General features: G+C 66.9%; 17 protein-coding genes. 9 read left to right on the plus strand and 8 right to left on the minus strand.

The genetic code is table 11. The features are described from left to right. Nucleotides 1-22: 22 nt before the first annotated feature. On the minus strand, nucleotides 23-1,597 hold the full coding sequence (locus C6A82_RS15025; protein WP_311101359.1) for a class I adenylate-forming enzyme family protein: 1,575 nt from the start codon (nucleotides 1,595-1,597) through the stop codon (nucleotides 23-25). A gap of 54 nt (nucleotides 1,598-1,651) precedes the next feature. Between C6A82_RS15025 and C6A82_RS15030 the strand changes: the two genes are divergently transcribed. Genes C6A82_RS15030 through C6A82_RS15045 form a run of 4 tightly spaced genes read left to right on the plus strand, consistent with a single transcriptional unit; the run spans nucleotide 1,652 to nucleotide 6,522 of the window. Continuing rightward, nucleotides 1,652-3,487, plus strand: a complete 1,836-nt coding sequence (locus C6A82_RS15030) for a fatty acyl-AMP ligase (protein ID WP_105342042.1) — start codon at nucleotides 1,652-1,654, stop codon at nucleotides 3,485-3,487. A gap of 30 nt (nucleotides 3,488-3,517) precedes the next feature. Next, entirely contained in the window at nucleotides 3,518-4,702 is a 1,185-nt protein-coding gene (locus C6A82_RS15035) for an acyl-CoA dehydrogenase family protein (RefSeq protein WP_105342040.1), read from the plus strand. Between the two features lie 23 nt (nucleotides 4,703-4,725). Next, nucleotides 4,726-6,114, plus strand: a complete 1,389-nt coding sequence (locus C6A82_RS15040; RefSeq protein ID WP_105342038.1) for an aminotransferase class V-fold PLP-dependent enzyme — start codon at nucleotides 4,726-4,728, stop codon at nucleotides 6,112-6,114. Between the two features lie 9 nt (nucleotides 6,115-6,123). After that, nucleotides 6,124-6,522, plus strand: a complete 399-nt coding sequence (locus C6A82_RS15045; RefSeq protein ID WP_105342037.1) for a DUF4267 domain-containing protein — start codon at nucleotides 6,124-6,126, stop codon at nucleotides 6,520-6,522. Here the strand turns inward: C6A82_RS15045 and C6A82_RS15050 are convergent. Both C6A82_RS15050 and C6A82_RS15055 read right to left on the minus strand, forming a co-directional pair. Then, nucleotides 6,476-7,096 (minus strand): TetR family transcriptional regulator, encoded by a 621-nt coding sequence (locus tag C6A82_RS15050; protein ID WP_311101360.1) that lies wholly within the window; start codon nucleotides 7,094-7,096, stop codon nucleotides 6,476-6,478. The genes C6A82_RS15045 and C6A82_RS15050 overlap by 47 nt on opposite strands. Continuing rightward, nucleotides 7,093-8,418: an SRPBCC family protein gene (locus C6A82_RS15055; protein ID WP_105344003.1), complete on the minus strand. Its 1,326-nt coding sequence runs from the start codon at nucleotides 8,416-8,418 to the stop codon at nucleotides 7,093-7,095. The genes C6A82_RS15050 and C6A82_RS15055 overlap by 4 nt, the downstream gene beginning before the upstream one ends. Nucleotides 8,419-8,506: 88 nt before the next feature. On the opposite strand from C6A82_RS15055, the gene C6A82_RS15060 reads away from it, so the two are divergent. Continuing rightward, nucleotides 8,507-10,267: an amidohydrolase family protein gene (locus tag C6A82_RS15060; RefSeq protein WP_105344005.1), complete on the plus strand. Its 1,761-nt coding sequence runs from the start codon at nucleotides 8,507-8,509 to the stop codon at nucleotides 10,265-10,267. Nucleotides 10,268-10,368: 101 nt separating this feature from the next. Then, a complete protein-coding gene (locus tag C6A82_RS15065; RefSeq protein WP_105344007.1) occupies nucleotides 10,369-10,569 on the plus strand; it encodes a hypothetical protein in 201 nt (66 codons plus the stop codon). 17 nt (nucleotides 10,570-10,586) lie between these two features. Here the strand turns inward: C6A82_RS15065 and C6A82_RS15070 are convergent, their stop codons facing one another. The 3 genes from C6A82_RS15070 to C6A82_RS15080 are packed head-to-tail and all read right to left on the minus strand — an operon-like array spanning nucleotide 10,587 to nucleotide 12,749. Next, nucleotides 10,587-11,360 carry a DUF899 family protein gene (locus tag C6A82_RS15070; protein WP_105344009.1) on the minus strand — a complete coding sequence of 258 codons (774 nt, stop codon included), beginning with the start codon at nucleotides 11,358-11,360 and terminating at the stop codon, nucleotides 10,587-10,589. 16 nt (nucleotides 11,361-11,376) lie between these two features. Then, nucleotides 11,377-12,045, minus strand: coding sequence for a maleylpyruvate isomerase family mycothiol-dependent enzyme (locus C6A82_RS15075; protein WP_105344027.1), 669 nt, complete (start codon nucleotides 12,043-12,045; stop codon nucleotides 11,377-11,379). A gap of 5 nt (nucleotides 12,046-12,050) precedes the next feature. Next, nucleotides 12,051-12,749 carry a DUF899 domain-containing protein gene (locus C6A82_RS15080; protein WP_105344011.1) on the minus strand — a complete coding sequence of 233 codons (699 nt, stop codon included), beginning with the start codon at nucleotides 12,747-12,749 and terminating at the stop codon, nucleotides 12,051-12,053. A 93-nt stretch (nucleotides 12,750-12,842) separates the two neighbouring features. On the opposite strand from C6A82_RS15080, the gene C6A82_RS15085 reads away from it, so the two are divergent. From C6A82_RS15085 to C6A82_RS15095, 3 genes are read left to right on the plus strand one after another with little or no spacing between them, the layout of a single operon-like run. After that, nucleotides 12,843-13,175, plus strand: a complete 333-nt coding sequence (locus C6A82_RS15085; RefSeq protein ID WP_105344013.1) for a helix-turn-helix transcriptional regulator — start codon at nucleotides 12,843-12,845, stop codon at nucleotides 13,173-13,175. Continuing rightward, on the plus strand, nucleotides 13,172-13,609 hold the full coding sequence (locus C6A82_RS15090; protein WP_105344015.1) for an SRPBCC domain-containing protein: 438 nt from the start codon (nucleotides 13,172-13,174) through the stop codon (nucleotides 13,607-13,609). The genes C6A82_RS15085 and C6A82_RS15090 overlap by 4 nt, the downstream gene beginning before the upstream one ends. After that, nucleotides 13,606-13,983: an NYN domain-containing protein gene (locus tag C6A82_RS15095; RefSeq protein WP_105344017.1), complete on the plus strand. Its 378-nt coding sequence runs from the start codon at nucleotides 13,606-13,608 to the stop codon at nucleotides 13,981-13,983. The genes C6A82_RS15090 and C6A82_RS15095 overlap by 4 nt, the downstream gene beginning before the upstream one ends. Before the next feature lie 80 nt (nucleotides 13,984-14,063). On the opposite strand, the gene C6A82_RS15100 is transcribed toward C6A82_RS15095, so the two are convergent. After that, entirely contained in the window at nucleotides 14,064-14,363 is a 300-nt protein-coding gene (locus tag C6A82_RS15100) for a hypothetical protein (protein ID WP_105344019.1), read from the minus strand. A gap of 240 nt (nucleotides 14,364-14,603) precedes the next feature. Further along, entirely contained in the window at nucleotides 14,604-15,323 is a 720-nt protein-coding gene (locus tag C6A82_RS15105) for a hypothetical protein (RefSeq protein WP_199193689.1), read from the minus strand. Nucleotides 15,324-15,332 lie beyond the last annotated feature (9 nt).

Below are 15,332 nucleotides of genomic sequence, written 5' to 3' on the forward strand. Positions count from 1 at the left end.
ATTCGCAGCGAATCTCGGCGGGCTAATCGTGCAGCACGCCGCCGATGACGAGCGCATGCAGACCCTTTCGGTTCACCTTGCCACTGGGCAGCGTCGGTATCTGATCGCTCGTCGCGCGCACCCACCTAGTCGGCACCTTGTAGGCCGACAACTGCTCGCGCGTGCGGGCGGCGATCGAATCCATGTCGATGCCGTCGCGCGCAGGCACCACCACCGCGCACACCTCCTCGCCGCGCACCGGGTCGTCGATCCCGATGACCACGCACTGTGCGACGTCGGCGAACTGTTCGATCACTGACTCGACCTCGAGCGGTGACACGTTCGCACCGGCGGCTTTGATGAGCTCGCTTGTGCGCCCGACGTAGAACAGGCGCGGATCGCCCTGCTTGCGGTAGACACGGTCGCCGGTGTGAAACCAGCCGTCGGCGTCGAACGTCTCGAACCGTTCGCGCTTGTTGTAGCCCGACATCACCCCGATGCCACGGACGAGAAGCTCACCCATTATTCCGTCGCTGACCTGTTCGCCGTGCTCGTTCACGATCCTCATCTCGGTGTGCGCAAAGCTGCCCGCGGTCTCAGACATAGTGCGGTGCACCGGGAATCCGTCAGGGACGTCGGTCATCGCGATGTCCAGCGGACCGTCGCGGAGCATCGGTGCGCTGGCGAGGTCACGACCGGCGAATGACGGGTGCTCGCGCAGCCGCTGGGTGAAAGCCGGCCAGCCGACTATCCCGGTGGCGCGTTCCTGCTCGATGAGATCGAGTGCCGCCTCGGCGTCGAGCCGAGGCAGGATGAGCAGCGTGACGGGGTCGTGCAAAGCCCCCGTGGCGGCAAGCAGCCCGCCGATCCAGAAAAACGGCATTGCACAGAGAATCCTGGCCGAGCCCGTCGAACGTGTCACGGTTCGGATGGCAGCGGGCCACGTCGATGTCTGCCGAACCAGGGTGCCGTGCGTGTGTAGAACGCCCTTCGGGTCCGCGGTGGAGCCGGAGGTGTGCACCATCACGGCCAGATCCGCGGGTGACACCTCCTCTTCGACGGCAGCCAACATGTCTTGCGGCGCAACCTCATCCGGATCGTCGCGCCACGGGGTCGCCCACGACGCGGGGTCGGCGGTCAGCACGATGCGTCGCAGATAGGGTGCTGCCCGCACGAACAACGCCGCGCCTGTCTGGCCGGGCAGCTCCGGCAGGGCGGCCTCGAGCCGCTCGACGACGTCGATGTCGAGCACGGAGGCCGGGGCGACCAGCGCACCGATGTCGGCGAGCCGCAACACCTTCGCGAGTTCTGCGGAGGCGTACATCGTGCTCAGCGGCACGGCCAGCGCGCCGACGCGGGACACCGCCAGCCACCACACGATCCACTCGACACCGTTGGCGAAGAACAGACCTACGCGAGTGCCCTTGCCGACACCATGAGCCAGCAACCAGCGCGCCGCGTCGGCCGACCGCTGTTCGGCCTGTTGGTATGTCAGCCGATCGGTGGGCGTGACGACATAGGTCTGCGAACCGAAGTCGGACACACATCGTCGGAGAAGTGCGGGCACCGTTGGCCGGGGATCGCTCACCCGCCGATCTTCGCCGATGGCAGTGGCCATGACCACACCGCCCGGTTAGTGCAACTGGTGGTAACAGTAAACTATGATGAGCGCATGGCAGTCGACGCACGGGTCGAACCCGCAGTCCAGCAGGGACTATGGCAGATAGAGGACGTCCTCGACGGGCACGGCAACATCGCGTTGCCGCCGGAGATCACCCTGATCTCACTCATCGAACGCAATATCGCCAACGTCGGCGATACCGTGGCGTACCGCTATCTGGACCACACCCGCTCCGAGGGCGGGCACGCCGAAGAACTCACCTGGGCCCAGCTCGGTGTGCGGATGCGCGCCATCGGCGCGGAGGTCCAGCGATTCACGTCCCGAGGGGATCGGGTGGCGGTCCTTGCCCCGCAGGGCCTGGACTACGTCGCCGGATTCTTCGCCGCCATCAAGGCGGGAACCGTTGCGGTGCCGTTGTTCGCACCCGAGATGCAGGGCCACGCCGAACGGCTCGCGATCACGCTGCACGACTCACGGCCCGCTGTCGTCCTGACCACGTCGTCAGCGTCGGCGGCTGTCGAGGCGGCGCTGACCTTGATCGGATTGAAACCGAGGCCGCATGTCATCGTCGTCGACGAAGTCCCCGATTCGGTCGGGGATGCGTTGGTGCCGGTGCCCTTGGACACCTTGGACATCTCCCACCTGCAGTACACATCGGGCTCGACGCGCGACCCGGTGGGCGTGGAGATCACGCACAGGGCGGTGGGCACCAACCTGACACAGATGATTCTGTCGATCGATCTGCTCGATCGAAACACGCACGGCTGCAGCTGGTTACCGCTCTACCACGACATGGGCCTTTCGATGATCGGCTTTCCTACGGTGTACGGCGGGCACTCCACGTTGATGTCGCCCGCGGCGTTCGTTCGCCGACCCGAGCGCTGGATCCACGCGCTGTCGGTCGAGTCGCGAACCGGGCGCGTCGTCACGGCCGCACCGAACTTCGCCTGCGAATACGCCGCGCAACGTGGTTTGCCTACCGGCGGGGAAGATGTCGACCTCAGCAATGTCGTACTGATCCTCGGGTCGGAACCGGTCAGCACCAAGGCCATCGACGCTTTCACCACCGCCTTCGCGCCGTACGGATTGCCGCCGACGGCGATCAAGCCGTCCTACGGCATCGCCGAGGCGACTCTGTTCGTCTCGACCATCGCACCGACCGCCACCCCGACGGTGACCCATTTCGACCGCGACAGGCTGGAGAAGGGTGAGGCGGTGCGCGTCGACGCCGAAACTCCTGGCGCCGCCCCACACGTCTCATGCGGTCAGATCGCCCGAAGCCAATGGTGCGTGGTCGTGGATTCCGATGACCGCGTTGAATTGCCCGACGGCCGACTCGGCGAGCTCTGGGTGCACGGCGACAACGTCGGTCGCGGCTACTGGGAACGTCCCGAGGACACGCAGCGGAGTTTCGGCGCCGTCCTGCGTTCCCGTACCGCCGATAACAGCCACGCCACCGGTGCCCCGGCCGACGCGACCTGGTTGCGCACCGGCGATCTGGGCTTCTACCTCGACGGCGAGCTCTACGTCACCGGACGCATCGCGGATCTCATCGTCGTCGACGACCGCCGGCTGTTCCCGGAGGACGTCGAGACCACAACCGCCGACGCCTCCCCGATGGTGCGCCGTGGCTATGTCGCCGCGTTCACCGTGCCGTCTGCCGACGGCCAGCGACTGGTGATCGTCGCCGAGCGGGCTTCGGGCACCCGCCGCGCTGACCCCGGTCCCGCCGTCGAGGCCGTGCACACAGAGGTGTCGCGCCGACACGAACTCAGCGTCGCCGACGTTCGGCTCGTTCCGGCGGGCGCCATCCCGCGGACGACGAGCGGCAAGCTGGCGCGGCGGGCGTGCCGGGCCGCATATCTAAGTGGCGCGTTCGGGAACTAGTGACACGGTCCCGCCGCTAGGGTCAGGCGGGTGACGTCGATAGCCGAAGCCCCCAGCCGGATTGTCGGATTGGCACGCGACATGCGTGAGCTGGTGGCGGCAGAAGCCGCCGAATCCGAGCGCAGCCGCACTCTCACCCCGGCGGTCGTCGAGGCGATGTGGAACGGCGGGCTGATGTCGGCGTTCAACCCGATCGCGGCGGGCGGTGACGAGCCGTCCTTCGCCGAGATGATCGAGACCTGGATCGAGATGGCTTGGCAGGACGGGTCATTCGGTTGGGTCGGCATCGCCAACCTGCCGTCCGCATTCGCCGCAGCGGCCTATCTGCCCGACGCCGGTTTCGCCGAGGTGTTCACCGACAACGACAACCGGGTCACGATGGGCGGTCAGTTCTTCCCCAACGGTCAGGGCACGGTCGTCGACGGCGGCTACCGGTTGAGTGGATCGTGGAGTTTCGGCTCCGGCACCGGGCACTCCGAGTACGTCGCCGCCGGCTTTTTCCCGATGGACGACGGGGAGATGCGCTGGATCGCCGAGGGCATCCCCGACATGCAGGTGGCGGTCGTACCGCGAGAGCAGATCGCGTTCAATGACGGCTGGTTCGTCCAGGGCCTCAAGGGAACCGGCTCCTACGACTACAGCGCCTCCGACGTGTTCGTGCCCGCGCACCGCACCTTCGCGCTGTTCTCGCGCACGCCGCGGCGGGGAAGTTCGCCCGCCACGCGGATGGGGCTGATGTCCGTCACCGCAGCGGGACACGCGTCGTGGGCGCTCGGCGTGGCCAAGAGCATGCTCGATGACGTCACCGAGCTGGCGGCCACTAAGTTCCGGATGAGTGACATGGCCTCACTGGCCAGCCGCCCGACCTTCCAGAAAGGTCTGGCGCACCACGTCTCGGCCTGGCGGGCCGCACACCTCCTGGTGCTCGACGCGTTCACCACCGCCGAAACGGCGGTCGCCGCGGGCGACGACCTGACTCCGATGCTGCGCGCGGACATGCGCGCGGCCGCGGTGTACGCCACCGATGTGGCACGCGAGTGCGCCGAGTGGGCTCATCTGGTCGCGGGCACCAGCTCGATCCGGGAAGGCAGCAGGCTCGAGCGGGCGTTCCGCGACGTCTACACCGGCACCCAGCACGCGTTCATCAGCGAGAAGGTGGCGATCGACGCGGCCCAGATCTGGCTCGGCGTGATCGAGGACCAGTTCGGGCTGTAACGCCCCCGCAGATAGGGTTTTCCATGCGCGATCGCACCGCAGGGCTGTCCGTAGCCGCGCAACACGCACAGGAGTTCCTCGACGGTCTCGACGATCGCCCGGTGGCCGCCCGCGTCGACGCGGCGGGGGTGCGCGAGGTGCTCGGCGGCCCGCTGCCCCAACAGGGCGAGGATCCGCAGACCGTCATCGCGGCGCTGGCCGCCGGTGCAGAGCCCGGACTGGTGGCCACGGCAGGCCCACGCCACTTCGGGTTCGTGATCGGCGGGGCGCTGCCCGCCGCGCTCGCCGCGGACTGGCTGGTGTCGGCGTGGGACCAGAACGCGGCGTTTCACGCCCTGTCTCCTGCGGCCGCCGCGATCGAGGAGATCACGTCGGCGTGGGTGGTCGATGTGCTCGGACTGCCCGAGCACGCCAGCGTCGGATTCGTTACAGGGGGCCAGGGCGCGAACACCACATGCCTGGCCGCCGCGCGGCACGCGGTACTCGCAAAGGCCGGCTGGAACGTCGAGGACGACGGGCTCATCGGCGCCCCGCAGATACGCCTCTTCTGCGGCGAGCAGGCCCACGCGACGATCGACACCGCCCTGCGCCAACTCGGCCTCGGCGGCAATACGGCGGTTCGGGTTGCCGCCGATGATCAGGGCCGGATACGTCCCGACGCGCTGAAAGAAGCGCTGGCTCTTTCGGCCGGTCCGGCGATCGTGTGCGCGCAGGCGGGCAACGTGGCGACCGGCGCGTTCGATCCCTTCGAACCCATCGCCGATGCCTGTGCCGCCCATGACGCCTGGCTTCACGTCGACGCTGCCTTCGGGCTGTGGGCGGCAGCGGCGCCCAGCCTCCGCCACCTGACGACCGGCGTCGACCGCGCCGACTCGTGGGCGGTGGACGCGCATAAATGGCTGAACGTGCCCTACGACGGCGCGATGGCCATCGTCGCCGACCCGGCTGCCCATGTCGCCGCGATGAGCCTGGCGGGCCCGTACCTGGTGGCCGACGCCGGGCAACGCGACAGCACCAACTTCGTGCCCGAGAGCTCCCGGCGCGCACGCGTGGTGCCGATCTACGCGGCGCTGCGGTCGCTGGGCCGGGCCGGGGTGGCCGAGATGGTGGACCGCAACTGCGCTCAGGCTCGGCGGATGGCCGACCGGCTGGCGACGATCCCCGGCGCGCACGTCGTCAACGACGTCGTGCTCAACCAGGTGCTGGTAGCTCTGCCGGGCGGCGACGACGCCAACAGGGCCGCAGTCGCCGCTGTCCAGCGCGACGGGACCTGCTGGCTGGGCGGCACCACATGGAACGGCCGGTACGTCCTTCGGGTGTCGGTCTCCAACTGGGCGACGACCGACGACGACATCGACCTTTCGGCCGACGCGATCACGCGTGCGGCACAGTCGGCGACGGCGGCGTCCTAAGCTGCTGCCATGCCCATGGACCGCGCCGCGCTCGTCGTCGGCGGTATTCGCCTCGCGTCAGGAGTGTCGTTCCTCGTCGATCCGCTTCGCGCGAACCGGCTGTGGGGCGATCCCGACGAGCCGGCCCCGACCGCGCGCCTGCTGTTGCGTTCGATGGGTTACCGCGACGCGCTGATCGGCGGACTGCTGATGTCGTCGGCGCTGCGCGGGAAGAACACGCGCGGTTGGTTTCTCGCCTCGGGCGGGGCCGATGCCGCGGACCTGCTCGGCGGGATGAGCGTGCACTCCGAGATGAAGCAATCGCAGCAGTTGATCGGCCTCGGAGGCGCGGTCGTGGGTATCGGTGTCGGACTGTGGGGCGCTACCCGGCGGCGCCGCGCTTCCTCAGCGGCGCAAGAAGCGCGCTGAGGCCGTATTCGAATACGGCGTCGTAGTCGGTCGGTGCCTGCAGCGCCTCCACGAGCGACCGGTCGGGCCAGTCCTCGCTCCACAACGAAGGGTCCTCTTCGTCATGCTTGGCGCCGCGAACCGCCGAGAACTGCATGACGGCCGACGAGATGACATGGACCTGAATCGCGCGCAGAATGAGCGCGGCATCGGTTCCGGTGATGCCGACTTCGGCCAGCTGCGCAGCCAACGTCTGCTGAATCGGTAGAAACAGCAACGGTGTTCGATCGCGCTCATGCGCAATCGCCAACAGATGCTGTCGTTCGATGAGTACCTTCCGCTGCGAACGGGCGAGTGAGGCAATGCGATCGACAGGTGTCTCGCCATCGGCGGGCAGATGGGCCATCTGGCTCAGTAGCCGGTCGACGAGACTGTCGAACAGCTTGTCGCGGCCGCCGATGTGCCAGTAGATCGAGGTCGCTGCCACCCCGAGCTCCTCGGCGAGATTACGCATCCTGAAGGCATCGACACCGTGAAGCTCGATCAGGCCGGCCGCGGTGTCGAGGATCGTTTCCGCGTCGACGGATTCCTTCATGGTGTCTCACCCCCCGTCATCCGCTGCGCCGCCGGCAGATCCAGATAGCCCTCGAGGTTCCTGTGCATGCTGATCACGCGACGCTCCTCGCCTGACAGCGTCAGATGCGTCAAACCGGGCTGATGCAGGCCGCGCTGCAGGCCCGCGAGCACGGCGATGTCCTGGCTCAGCACCAGGCCGGGGTGCGCCTCGCCGGCTGTCATCCGCATGTCGGCCGGCTTCATCCGTGGCGCGCTTGGTGGCATCCGGGCCCACAGAATCATCACCAGTTCGCCGTGATCCGGGTCGGGCCCGGGGCGGGCGGCCAACACCGTCAAGTGATCGGCGTTGGCCAGAAGCGACATGTTCGGGAAGACGTTGTACTGATGCAGCCGCATGATGTGGTCGGTGGTGGTCCAGCTCAGGTCGACCCCGCGTTGGGCGGCGAATTCCCTTGTCCGCTCGGCGATCACATCGGAGACCGATTGACCAGGCTGTCGGTCGTCGGGAAACGGGGTGCCCTCCTCGACCCCCATCAGCGCGCCCTGGGTGCTCACATACGCCTCCCATACGTCGGCGTCCGAGAGTGGTTCCTTGATCTGTGGGCTCGGCACGCCGTAGACCTGCTCGGACTTGCCGGTCCGTCCCCAGATCACTTGCGGCGCATGCACATCGTCCATGCACCTGTGCAACTCGGGATGCAGTGTCTGGATGTGGTAGGTCTCGCTGAACCCGTCGGCGATCGTCTTCCAATTGGCATCGACCTCGACGGTGATGGTGGCGTAGCACCGGAAGTCGCCGAGGCCGCACCACGCGATGTCAGCCGGCACCGCCTCGAGCCATTCGTTCAGCGGCATCGCCTCGACGTCGAGGTTGACGAAGACCAGCCGCTCCCACGTGTCGACGTTGGCTGCGAACAGCGGAACCTCCGACATCCGCAGCGTGCCGAAGCCTTTGCGGTTGGGCACGCGCTTCAGCGCTCCGGACAGGTCCCACGTCCACCCGTGATATCCGCACTTGAGCTCCCGCAGCTCCGAACCCGCCCCCGAACACAGCGAGTTGCCCCGGTGTCTGCACACGTTCTGGAATGCGCGAAGCCGGCCGTCGTCACCGCGGACGACCAGCACCGAGTAGGGACCGCACGTGTATTCGAAGTAGTCGCCGGGTTCTGCGACATGGTCGACGGTGCAGGCGACCTGCCACACCTTCGGCCACATGCGGCCGCGTTCGAGCTGCGCAAAAGCCGAGGAGTGGTAGCGGTCAGCGGGGACCCGCGTCGGGCTCGTCGGCGGAGTGCCGATGGCGTCCTCGCGCTGGCTGGGCGCTTGCACGGTGTCCGTCACGATTGGCCCTTCTATTCGGCGCCACCGGTCTGTAACGGTGTTACATTGGCCACCGTAGCCCTCCGGACCGCCTCGCTAGGGAGTAATCGTGTTCGATCTCAAGATCACCAACGGGACCGTTGTCGACGGAACGGGTGCGGACCGCTTCGCAGCCGACGTGGGGATCAGCGACGGCAAGATCGTCGAGGTCCGCCGTCGCGGCGCAGGCGACACGGCGCTCGAAGGGGAGGCCGCAGAGACGATCGATGCACGAGGCAAGATCGTCGCGCCGGGCTTCGTGGACATCCATACGCATTACGACGGCCAGGTCAGCTGGGACAGCCTGCTGGAACCGTCGAGCGGACACGGCGTCACGACCGTCGTCGCGGGCAACTGCGGAGTCGGCTTCGCGCCTGTGCGGCCGGGCCGGGAGGACTGGCTGATCGGGTTGATGGAAGGTGTAGAGGACATTCCCGGCGCCGCGCTCACCGAGGGCATTTCCTGGGGCTGGGAGAGCTACCCCGAATATCTCGACGTCATCGAGAAGCACGACCTGGCCATCGATGTCGGCAGTCAGATCGCCCACGGTGCGGTGCGCGCTTACGCGATGGGGGATCGGGGCGCCCGCAACGAGCCGGCCACCCTAGAGGACATCGCCGCCATGGCGCGCCTCGTGCAGGAGGGCATCGAGGCCGGCGCGCTCGGCTTCTCGACATCGCGCACGCTCGGCCATCGCGCCATCGACGGCGAACCGGTGCCTGGCACGTATGCCGCCGAGGACGAGCTGTTCGGCCTCGGCCGGGCGATGGCCGCGGGCGGGCGGGCGGTGTTCGAGCTGGCGCCGCAAGGCGTCGCGGGGGAGGACATCATCGCGCCCAAGAAGGAACTCGAGTGGATGCAGCGCCTCGGCGCGGAGATCGACCGGCCGATCTCATTCGGCATGATCCAGGTCGACGCCGCTCCCGATCTCTGGCGCGAACAGCTGGACATCTCGGCTGCGGCGCACGAAGCGGGCAGTGAGCTGTACCCACAGATCGCGGCGCGTCCGTTCGGGATGCTGTTCGGCTTTCCCGGTCACCACGCCTTCACGCATCGTCCGACGTTCCGACGCCTCAAGGCGGAGTGCAGCCGGACGGAGTTGGCGCAGCGGCTCACCGAACCTGCCGTCAAGGCCGCGATCCTCGCCGAGGACGACCTGCCGCCCGACCCGAAGTTGTTGTTCGACAACATGTTCGCGCTCGTTCAATACTCGCTTGGACGCATCTACGCCCTCGGTGATCCGCCCGATTACGAGCCCACCGTCGAACGCACCGTCGAAAAGATCGCCGGCGAACGCGGTGAGGACCCGTTGACGACCCTGTACGACCTGATGCTCGAGGAGAACGCGACCTCGATGTTGATGCTGCCGTTCTACAACTACTACTACGGCAACCATGACGCGATTCGCGAGATGCTGATGCATCCGGCGGGTGTGGTCGGGCTTTCCGACGGCGGCGCGCACTGCGGCATGATCTGCGACGCGTCCTACCCGACGTTCCTGCTGACGCACTGGGCGCGCGACCGGTACCGGGGCGACAAGCTGCCGCTGGAGTATGTGGTGCGCAAGCAATCCCGCGACACCGCGCAGTTGTTCGGTCTGTCGGACCGCGGTGTCGTCGAGGTCGGCAAGAAGGCCGACCTCAACGTCATCGACATGGATGCGATCACGCTGCATCCGGCGCGAATGGCCTACGACCTGCCGGCAGGCGGTCAGCGCTTGGTTCAGGGTGCGTCGGGGTACTCCGCCACGATCGTCAACGGAGTCGTGACCCGCCGCGACGGCGTCGACACCGGGGCACGCCCAGGCCGCCTCATTCGCGGGGCGCGCTGACCGAGGCGAGCAGCATCCCGGCTAGCCGGGCGCTCGCAGGTCCGAGATGCGGCGCGGACCGCCCATCTCGCACCATCGTCACGATCGCCGAGCCACCCAGAATGCACCCCGACGGTGGGCGCGCAGTGTTCTTCATCGTCGAACCCAACCGCGATCAGCTCGTGGCGCTCGAGCAGAAGCTGCGCGACAGCCTACTGAAACCCGTTGTCGGAGCGGTGTTCTCCCTCACCGAGGCGCTGGCTGCGTTCGATCCCGCCCACCGCTCACCAGGCAAGACGGTCATCCGCGTCGTGGAGCCGTAGCCAGCCTGGCTGATGCCCTACCCGATTGCTTCTGGGTCGCTCCGGAGGTCGTCGGAGCGTCCGGCTTGCAAACGCGACCACTGGGGGATGGGCCTGCCGTCGATGCGGGTGTTTGAGCCGTCGACGAGCCACTTCTGCGGCCAACCAGCGGGGGAGTCCTCCCATGGTTCCTGGCGTCCGTAGACGGTGAGATCCATCAGCGCGAGGCTGTAATCCATTGCCTCGACACCTCTTCTCGTCGTCCAGTACGTCTCGAAGACGCGATCATCGTCGCGCAGATAGCTGACGATGTGCATCATGCCGGCGATGCGACCGACGAGCAGCGCGTCGAGCGAGGGCAGCGCCGAGTACCACGGCATGCGCCAACCCATGAATTCGCGGTATCGGGCGCTTTCGTCGTAGGGCCCCTGACAGAACACCGCGTACGTGATGTCGCGGGAGTGAAGATAACCCAACTCCTGCACCTGGGTGGTCACCCACGTGCACCCTTCGCACTGTTCCGGCGCAGGCCTACGTGGATGCCACATGAAGTAGTACGCCACAAGCTGCCTGCGTCCCTCGAAGGCATCGAGCAAGGTGACTGGTCCGTCGGGCCCTGTCAGCTGCAGACCCGCATCGACCTCGACCATGGGCAGGCGTCGTCGCGCCGCGGCGATGTCGTCGCCTTGGCGAATGTGCGCCTTCTCGCGGGCGCGCAGTCTGTCGATCTCGGCTTCGAAGCGCGCTCGGTCGACGACAGCGGGCGTCGGCGCCTCGTGGACGGAATCTCGGTGCGGAGACTCGTTTCTCATGTTTTCCCCTGAAGCGCTATTCGACCAGATCGGTCTGGGCGGGGCCGAACATGCAGAGCTGGTCGAGCACCGGCTCCGGGTCTGCCGACCAGTCCATCGCCGCGAGCTGCGCGCGGCTGCGACGCCCGGTCCGCCATCGCAACGCCTCGAATCGTGTGGTGCGAAGCCGTAATTCGGGTCCGTCGTCGGGACCGGCGCGGTACTCGCCATCCTCCACAGCCACGCGCAGCGGAACCGGCGTCCGAAGACTTCTCAGCAGCAGATCAGCCGAATATCGCACGGCGTCGGAGTCGCGCATGCCCGGCCTACCGATCGCTGCGCGGATGTCATGCTCATGGCTGACGACGTCACCGACGGGCGGTGCCAACCCGGCGGTTTCGGCCAGTCGACTCAGCTGCTCAGCGGCCTCCGACCAGGCCGCGAGCACCTTGCCGACATTCGCACCGTCGAATCGGGCGACCTGGGCCGCCGTCTCCTCGTCGGTCGGCGGGCCGGTCAGCCGGCCCTGCCCGATGTCCTCGGCGACCGCGGCCAGATGGGCCACCACGGCCAGGACCGACCAGCCAGGACAGGCCGCTACCGCGGTGTTCAATTCGGTGTCGTCGAGGTGTGCCACCAACGCGGCGACGCGTTCTCGCGAGTCCTGGTAGATCCGCGCGACGTCGCGCGGGTCGGTGTTCGACATCGCGGTCACGCCTTCGGAGAGGAGTCGCTGTCCTCGTAATCGTCGTTCCAGCGCCACCATTCGTAGGGTTTGGTCTGCGGATAGCCGTCGGGGGAGTCCTCCCAGGTCTCCTGTCGGCCCAGTGCCGTCATGTCGAGGAAGTGGAAAGTGTTGTCGAACACCTCGTCGCCGCGGTTGTCGATGAAGTACGTGCGAAAGATTCGATCGCCCTCGCGGATGAACGCGTTGGTGCCGTGCCATTCCTCGACGCCGAAGTCGGTGTCGAACGCGCCGTTCGGCCCCGGCACGATCGTGTACCACGGGTGCTTCCAGCCCATCCGCGACTTGATGCGCGCCAGATCCGCCTGGGAACCGCGGGAGACGTACACGAGGGTGGTGTCGCGGGCGTTCAGATGCCCCAGGTTGCCGATGTGATCGGCCATCAACGAACAGCCCGTACATCCGTGCTCGGGCCACCCGTGCACACCGGGGTCGAGAAACGCGCGGTAGACAATCAATTGGCGTCGCCCGTGAAACAGGTCGAGCAGGCCGACCCTGCCGTCGGGGCCATCGAATTCGTAGGTCTTCTCCACCGCCGTCCACGGCATCCGCCGGCGTTGCGCGGCCAGCGCATCGCGTGCCCTCGTGTGCTCCTTCTCCTTGACCAGCATCTCCTGTCGCGCAACGTCCCACTCCTGCGCCGACACGATCGGAGGCGTCTTCATGCAATCTCCCGTCGTCGGACAACCCAAACGTTCAACATTCCAGTTGAACAACTTTCCTCCAGCACAGCATGTCCGATCGCTATAGTCAACAGAATGGTTGAAGATCAGGTTCTGGACCGTGCGTATGGCGCGCTTGCCGATCCGACCCGCCGATGGCTGTTGCAGACACTGCGCGCAGGCGATGCCCGCATTTCTGACCTTGCCGCGCCGCTTCCCATGACGTTCGCCGGCGTTTCGCGTCACGTCGGTGTGCTCGAGGCGGCCGGATTGGTACGACGTGAGATACGCGGGCGAGAACACTGGCTATCCCTACAACCGGACGGACTGACGATGGCCCAGCAGTGGATCAACGAGCAGTCGGAGTTCTGGTCGACGCGTGCGGACGCGCTCGCGGCTCGACTGCGCAAGAAGAGGCACCGCCGATGACCGACATGGCGACCGTTCGGGTCGAACGCGTCATGCCCGCCGCGCCGGATGTGGTGTTCGACGAGTGGCTCGACCGGGAGTCGTTGCGGGAGTGGATGTGTCCTCGTCCGGTTCAGGTGCTCGACGTCACGGTTGAACCGCATGTGGGCGGAATGGTGCGCTTCGACATCGACGATGAGGGCACCCGCGTCCTGATCACCGGCCAATTCATGACCATCGAACGTCCGCGGCTGCTGCGGTTCACGTGGAGCAACTCGAACTGGTCCGACCCGACGCGGGAAAGCGTCGTCAATGTCGCGTTCGAACCGGTCGGCGATGAGGAGACCCTCATGTCGATCGAGCACTCTCTGCTTCCCCCAGAAGAATTCGACAACTTCCACAGCGGTTGGATCCTCACCGTCGACCAGCTCGCCGGTCGGCTACCCGCGCGATGACACAGCGCTGGATCGTCGATGCGATGAACGTGATCGGCAGTCGGCCAGACGGCTGGTGGAAGGACCGCCGGGCGGCGATGATTACGCTGGTCGACCACCTCGAACAGTGGGCCTCGCCGGGCCACCAGGTGACGGTGGTGTTCGAACGGCCGCCGTCGCCACCGATCGGCTCAACGATGATCGGGATAGCGCACGCACCGCAGGCCGCCGCCAACTCAGCCGATGACGAGATCGTTCGCCTTGTCAACGCGGATCAGGATCGGCAGAACCTCACGGTGGCGACATCGGATGACGCACTGGCCGAACGCGTTCGGGACGCAGGCGCAACCGTCTTTCCGTCCGCGCGATTCCGCGATCTGATCGATCCGCGTTGACGGCAGGCCCGGAGCGCTGATCGGGGCCGTGACGACCGAGGCTGGACTCGACGCGCTGAGGTGCGCCTAGCGCCGCGGGATCAGCCGTTCTGGGCCATTCCGTAGCAGACCGCATAGTGGTCAGGGGTGCAGGGCACGCCGTTGACGGTGTCGAAGCCGTTCGGGTTGTTGACGATCTTCGCGCCGCCGCCTGCTGGGGGTGGGACTGGAATGATTGGCGCACTGCCACCACCTGCACCGCTGATGCACACGCCTTCGAAACGGGTCTGCTTCGTGCCCCACGGGCACTCGGCTTGAGCCGGTGAGGCCACTACCAGGGGCGCGGCGACGAACGCCACAGCGGAACCGACAACCAGCACTCCGCGTTTCCAATTCACCATCTAAGCTCTCCGAACCTTTCACCCGACCGCGACCAGCCTAACCCGCGAACTGCTAGCTTGCGGCCGTGCACCTGTTTTCTCAGAATTGGCGGCGCTCCTGGCAGCGGTCGCCGACCTGCCCGACCAGGCCTTCGACGTGCTGATAACCCTGGCGAGGCCGGCGCAGGGCCACTGACGAAGAGACCGCAGTGCTGGGCGAGCTGGCCGACGCCCTTCCGGTCTTCCTGGGCTGAACCGCGCTCAGCGGGGCAGGAGCGAGATCTTCTGCCAGATCTTGTTCGACAGCTCGGTCGTCAGCGTCTCGATCGTGGAAATCGTGTCGAGCACGACTGCGTCCGTACTGTGTTCGGCGCACAGGGCCGCCGTCTTGGCCGTCAGGCTCAACATCTCGGAACAGTAGGTGAGGTAGTGGTGCAACTGCTCGGCGTCGAGCCCGTGCAGGACGCTCTCGGCGGTGGGGGTGTAGCTCGGGCTGATCTGTTCGGGATCCTTCGAGAGCTGATGCATATCGATGACGTGGGCCAGCGACCGCAGCCGATACAGAAGTCGCAGCAGTGAGCGACGTTCCAGTCGTTCGGGGAACGCCCACAGAAACACCACCGCGATCGCCGCGAACACCAGATCGTTGATCGCGCTCTCGACCAGCGGCACCCAGTCGGTGGTTTTGGCCAACCCCTCGAGGACCGCCGAACGCAGGCTGAACGCCAGCGCGATCACCGTGGCCCCGACGATGGCGACGCTCGCGATTCGCGCGCCGATCGTCATGCGTCGCAAGCGGTCTCGCGACTGGCCGGCTTCGTCGGACACCATGACGACGAGTTTGCCGAGGTCGCGGACGGCCTTGGTGAGACCGCGTTCGCCGAATCGCGCCCGGATTCGACGCTCGAGCTGGGCCACCGTGCCCCCGACGATCTCAGCAGCTAGCTGGATGGTGTCTCCGGCTGGGCTGGTCCGCGCCACATGACGACT

The sequence above is a fragment of the Mycobacterium sp. ITM-2016-00318 genome (assembly GCF_002968285.2).
GTDB lineage: Bacteria > Actinomycetota > Actinomycetes > Mycobacteriales > Mycobacteriaceae > Mycobacterium.

Excerpts from the sequence above, each read along its gene's own strand:
- C6A82_RS15025 (WP_311101359.1), bottom strand. The coding sequence starts at position 1,597 with ATGGCCACTGCCATCGGCGAAGATCGGCGGGTGAGCGATCCCCGGCCA.
- C6A82_RS15030 (WP_105342042.1), top strand. The coding sequence starts at position 1,652 with ATGGCAGTCGACGCACGGGTCGAACCCGCAGTCCAGCAGGGACTATGG.
- C6A82_RS15040 (WP_105342038.1), top strand. The coding sequence starts at position 4,726 with ATGCGCGATCGCACCGCAGGGCTGTCCGTAGCCGCGCAACACGCACAG.
- C6A82_RS15045 (WP_105342037.1), top strand. The coding sequence starts at position 6,124 with ATGCCCATGGACCGCGCCGCGCTCGTCGTCGGCGGTATTCGCCTCGCG.
- C6A82_RS15050 (WP_311101360.1), bottom strand. The coding sequence starts at position 7,096 with ATGAAGGAATCCGTCGACGCGGAAACGATCCTCGACACCGCGGCCGGC.
- C6A82_RS15065 (WP_105344007.1), top strand. The coding sequence starts at position 10,369 with ATGCACCCCGACGGTGGGCGCGCAGTGTTCTTCATCGTCGAACCCAAC.
- C6A82_RS15070 (WP_105344009.1), bottom strand. The coding sequence starts at position 11,360 with ATGAGAAACGAGTCTCCGCACCGAGATTCCGTCCACGAGGCGCCGACG.
- C6A82_RS15075 (WP_105344027.1), bottom strand. The coding sequence starts at position 12,045 with ATGTCGAACACCGACCCGCGCGACGTCGCGCGGATCTACCAGGACTCG.
- C6A82_RS15080 (WP_105344011.1), bottom strand. The coding sequence starts at position 12,749 with ATGAAGACGCCTCCGATCGTGTCGGCGCAGGAGTGGGACGTTGCGCGA.
- C6A82_RS15085 (WP_105344013.1), top strand. The coding sequence starts at position 12,843 with ATGGTTGAAGATCAGGTTCTGGACCGTGCGTATGGCGCGCTTGCCGAT.
- C6A82_RS15090 (WP_105344015.1), top strand. The coding sequence starts at position 13,172 with ATGACCGACATGGCGACCGTTCGGGTCGAACGCGTCATGCCCGCCGCG.
- C6A82_RS15095 (WP_105344017.1), top strand. The coding sequence starts at position 13,606 with ATGACACAGCGCTGGATCGTCGATGCGATGAACGTGATCGGCAGTCGG.
- C6A82_RS15100 (WP_105344019.1), bottom strand. The coding sequence starts at position 14,363 with ATGGTGAATTGGAAACGCGGAGTGCTGGTTGTCGGTTCCGCTGTGGCG.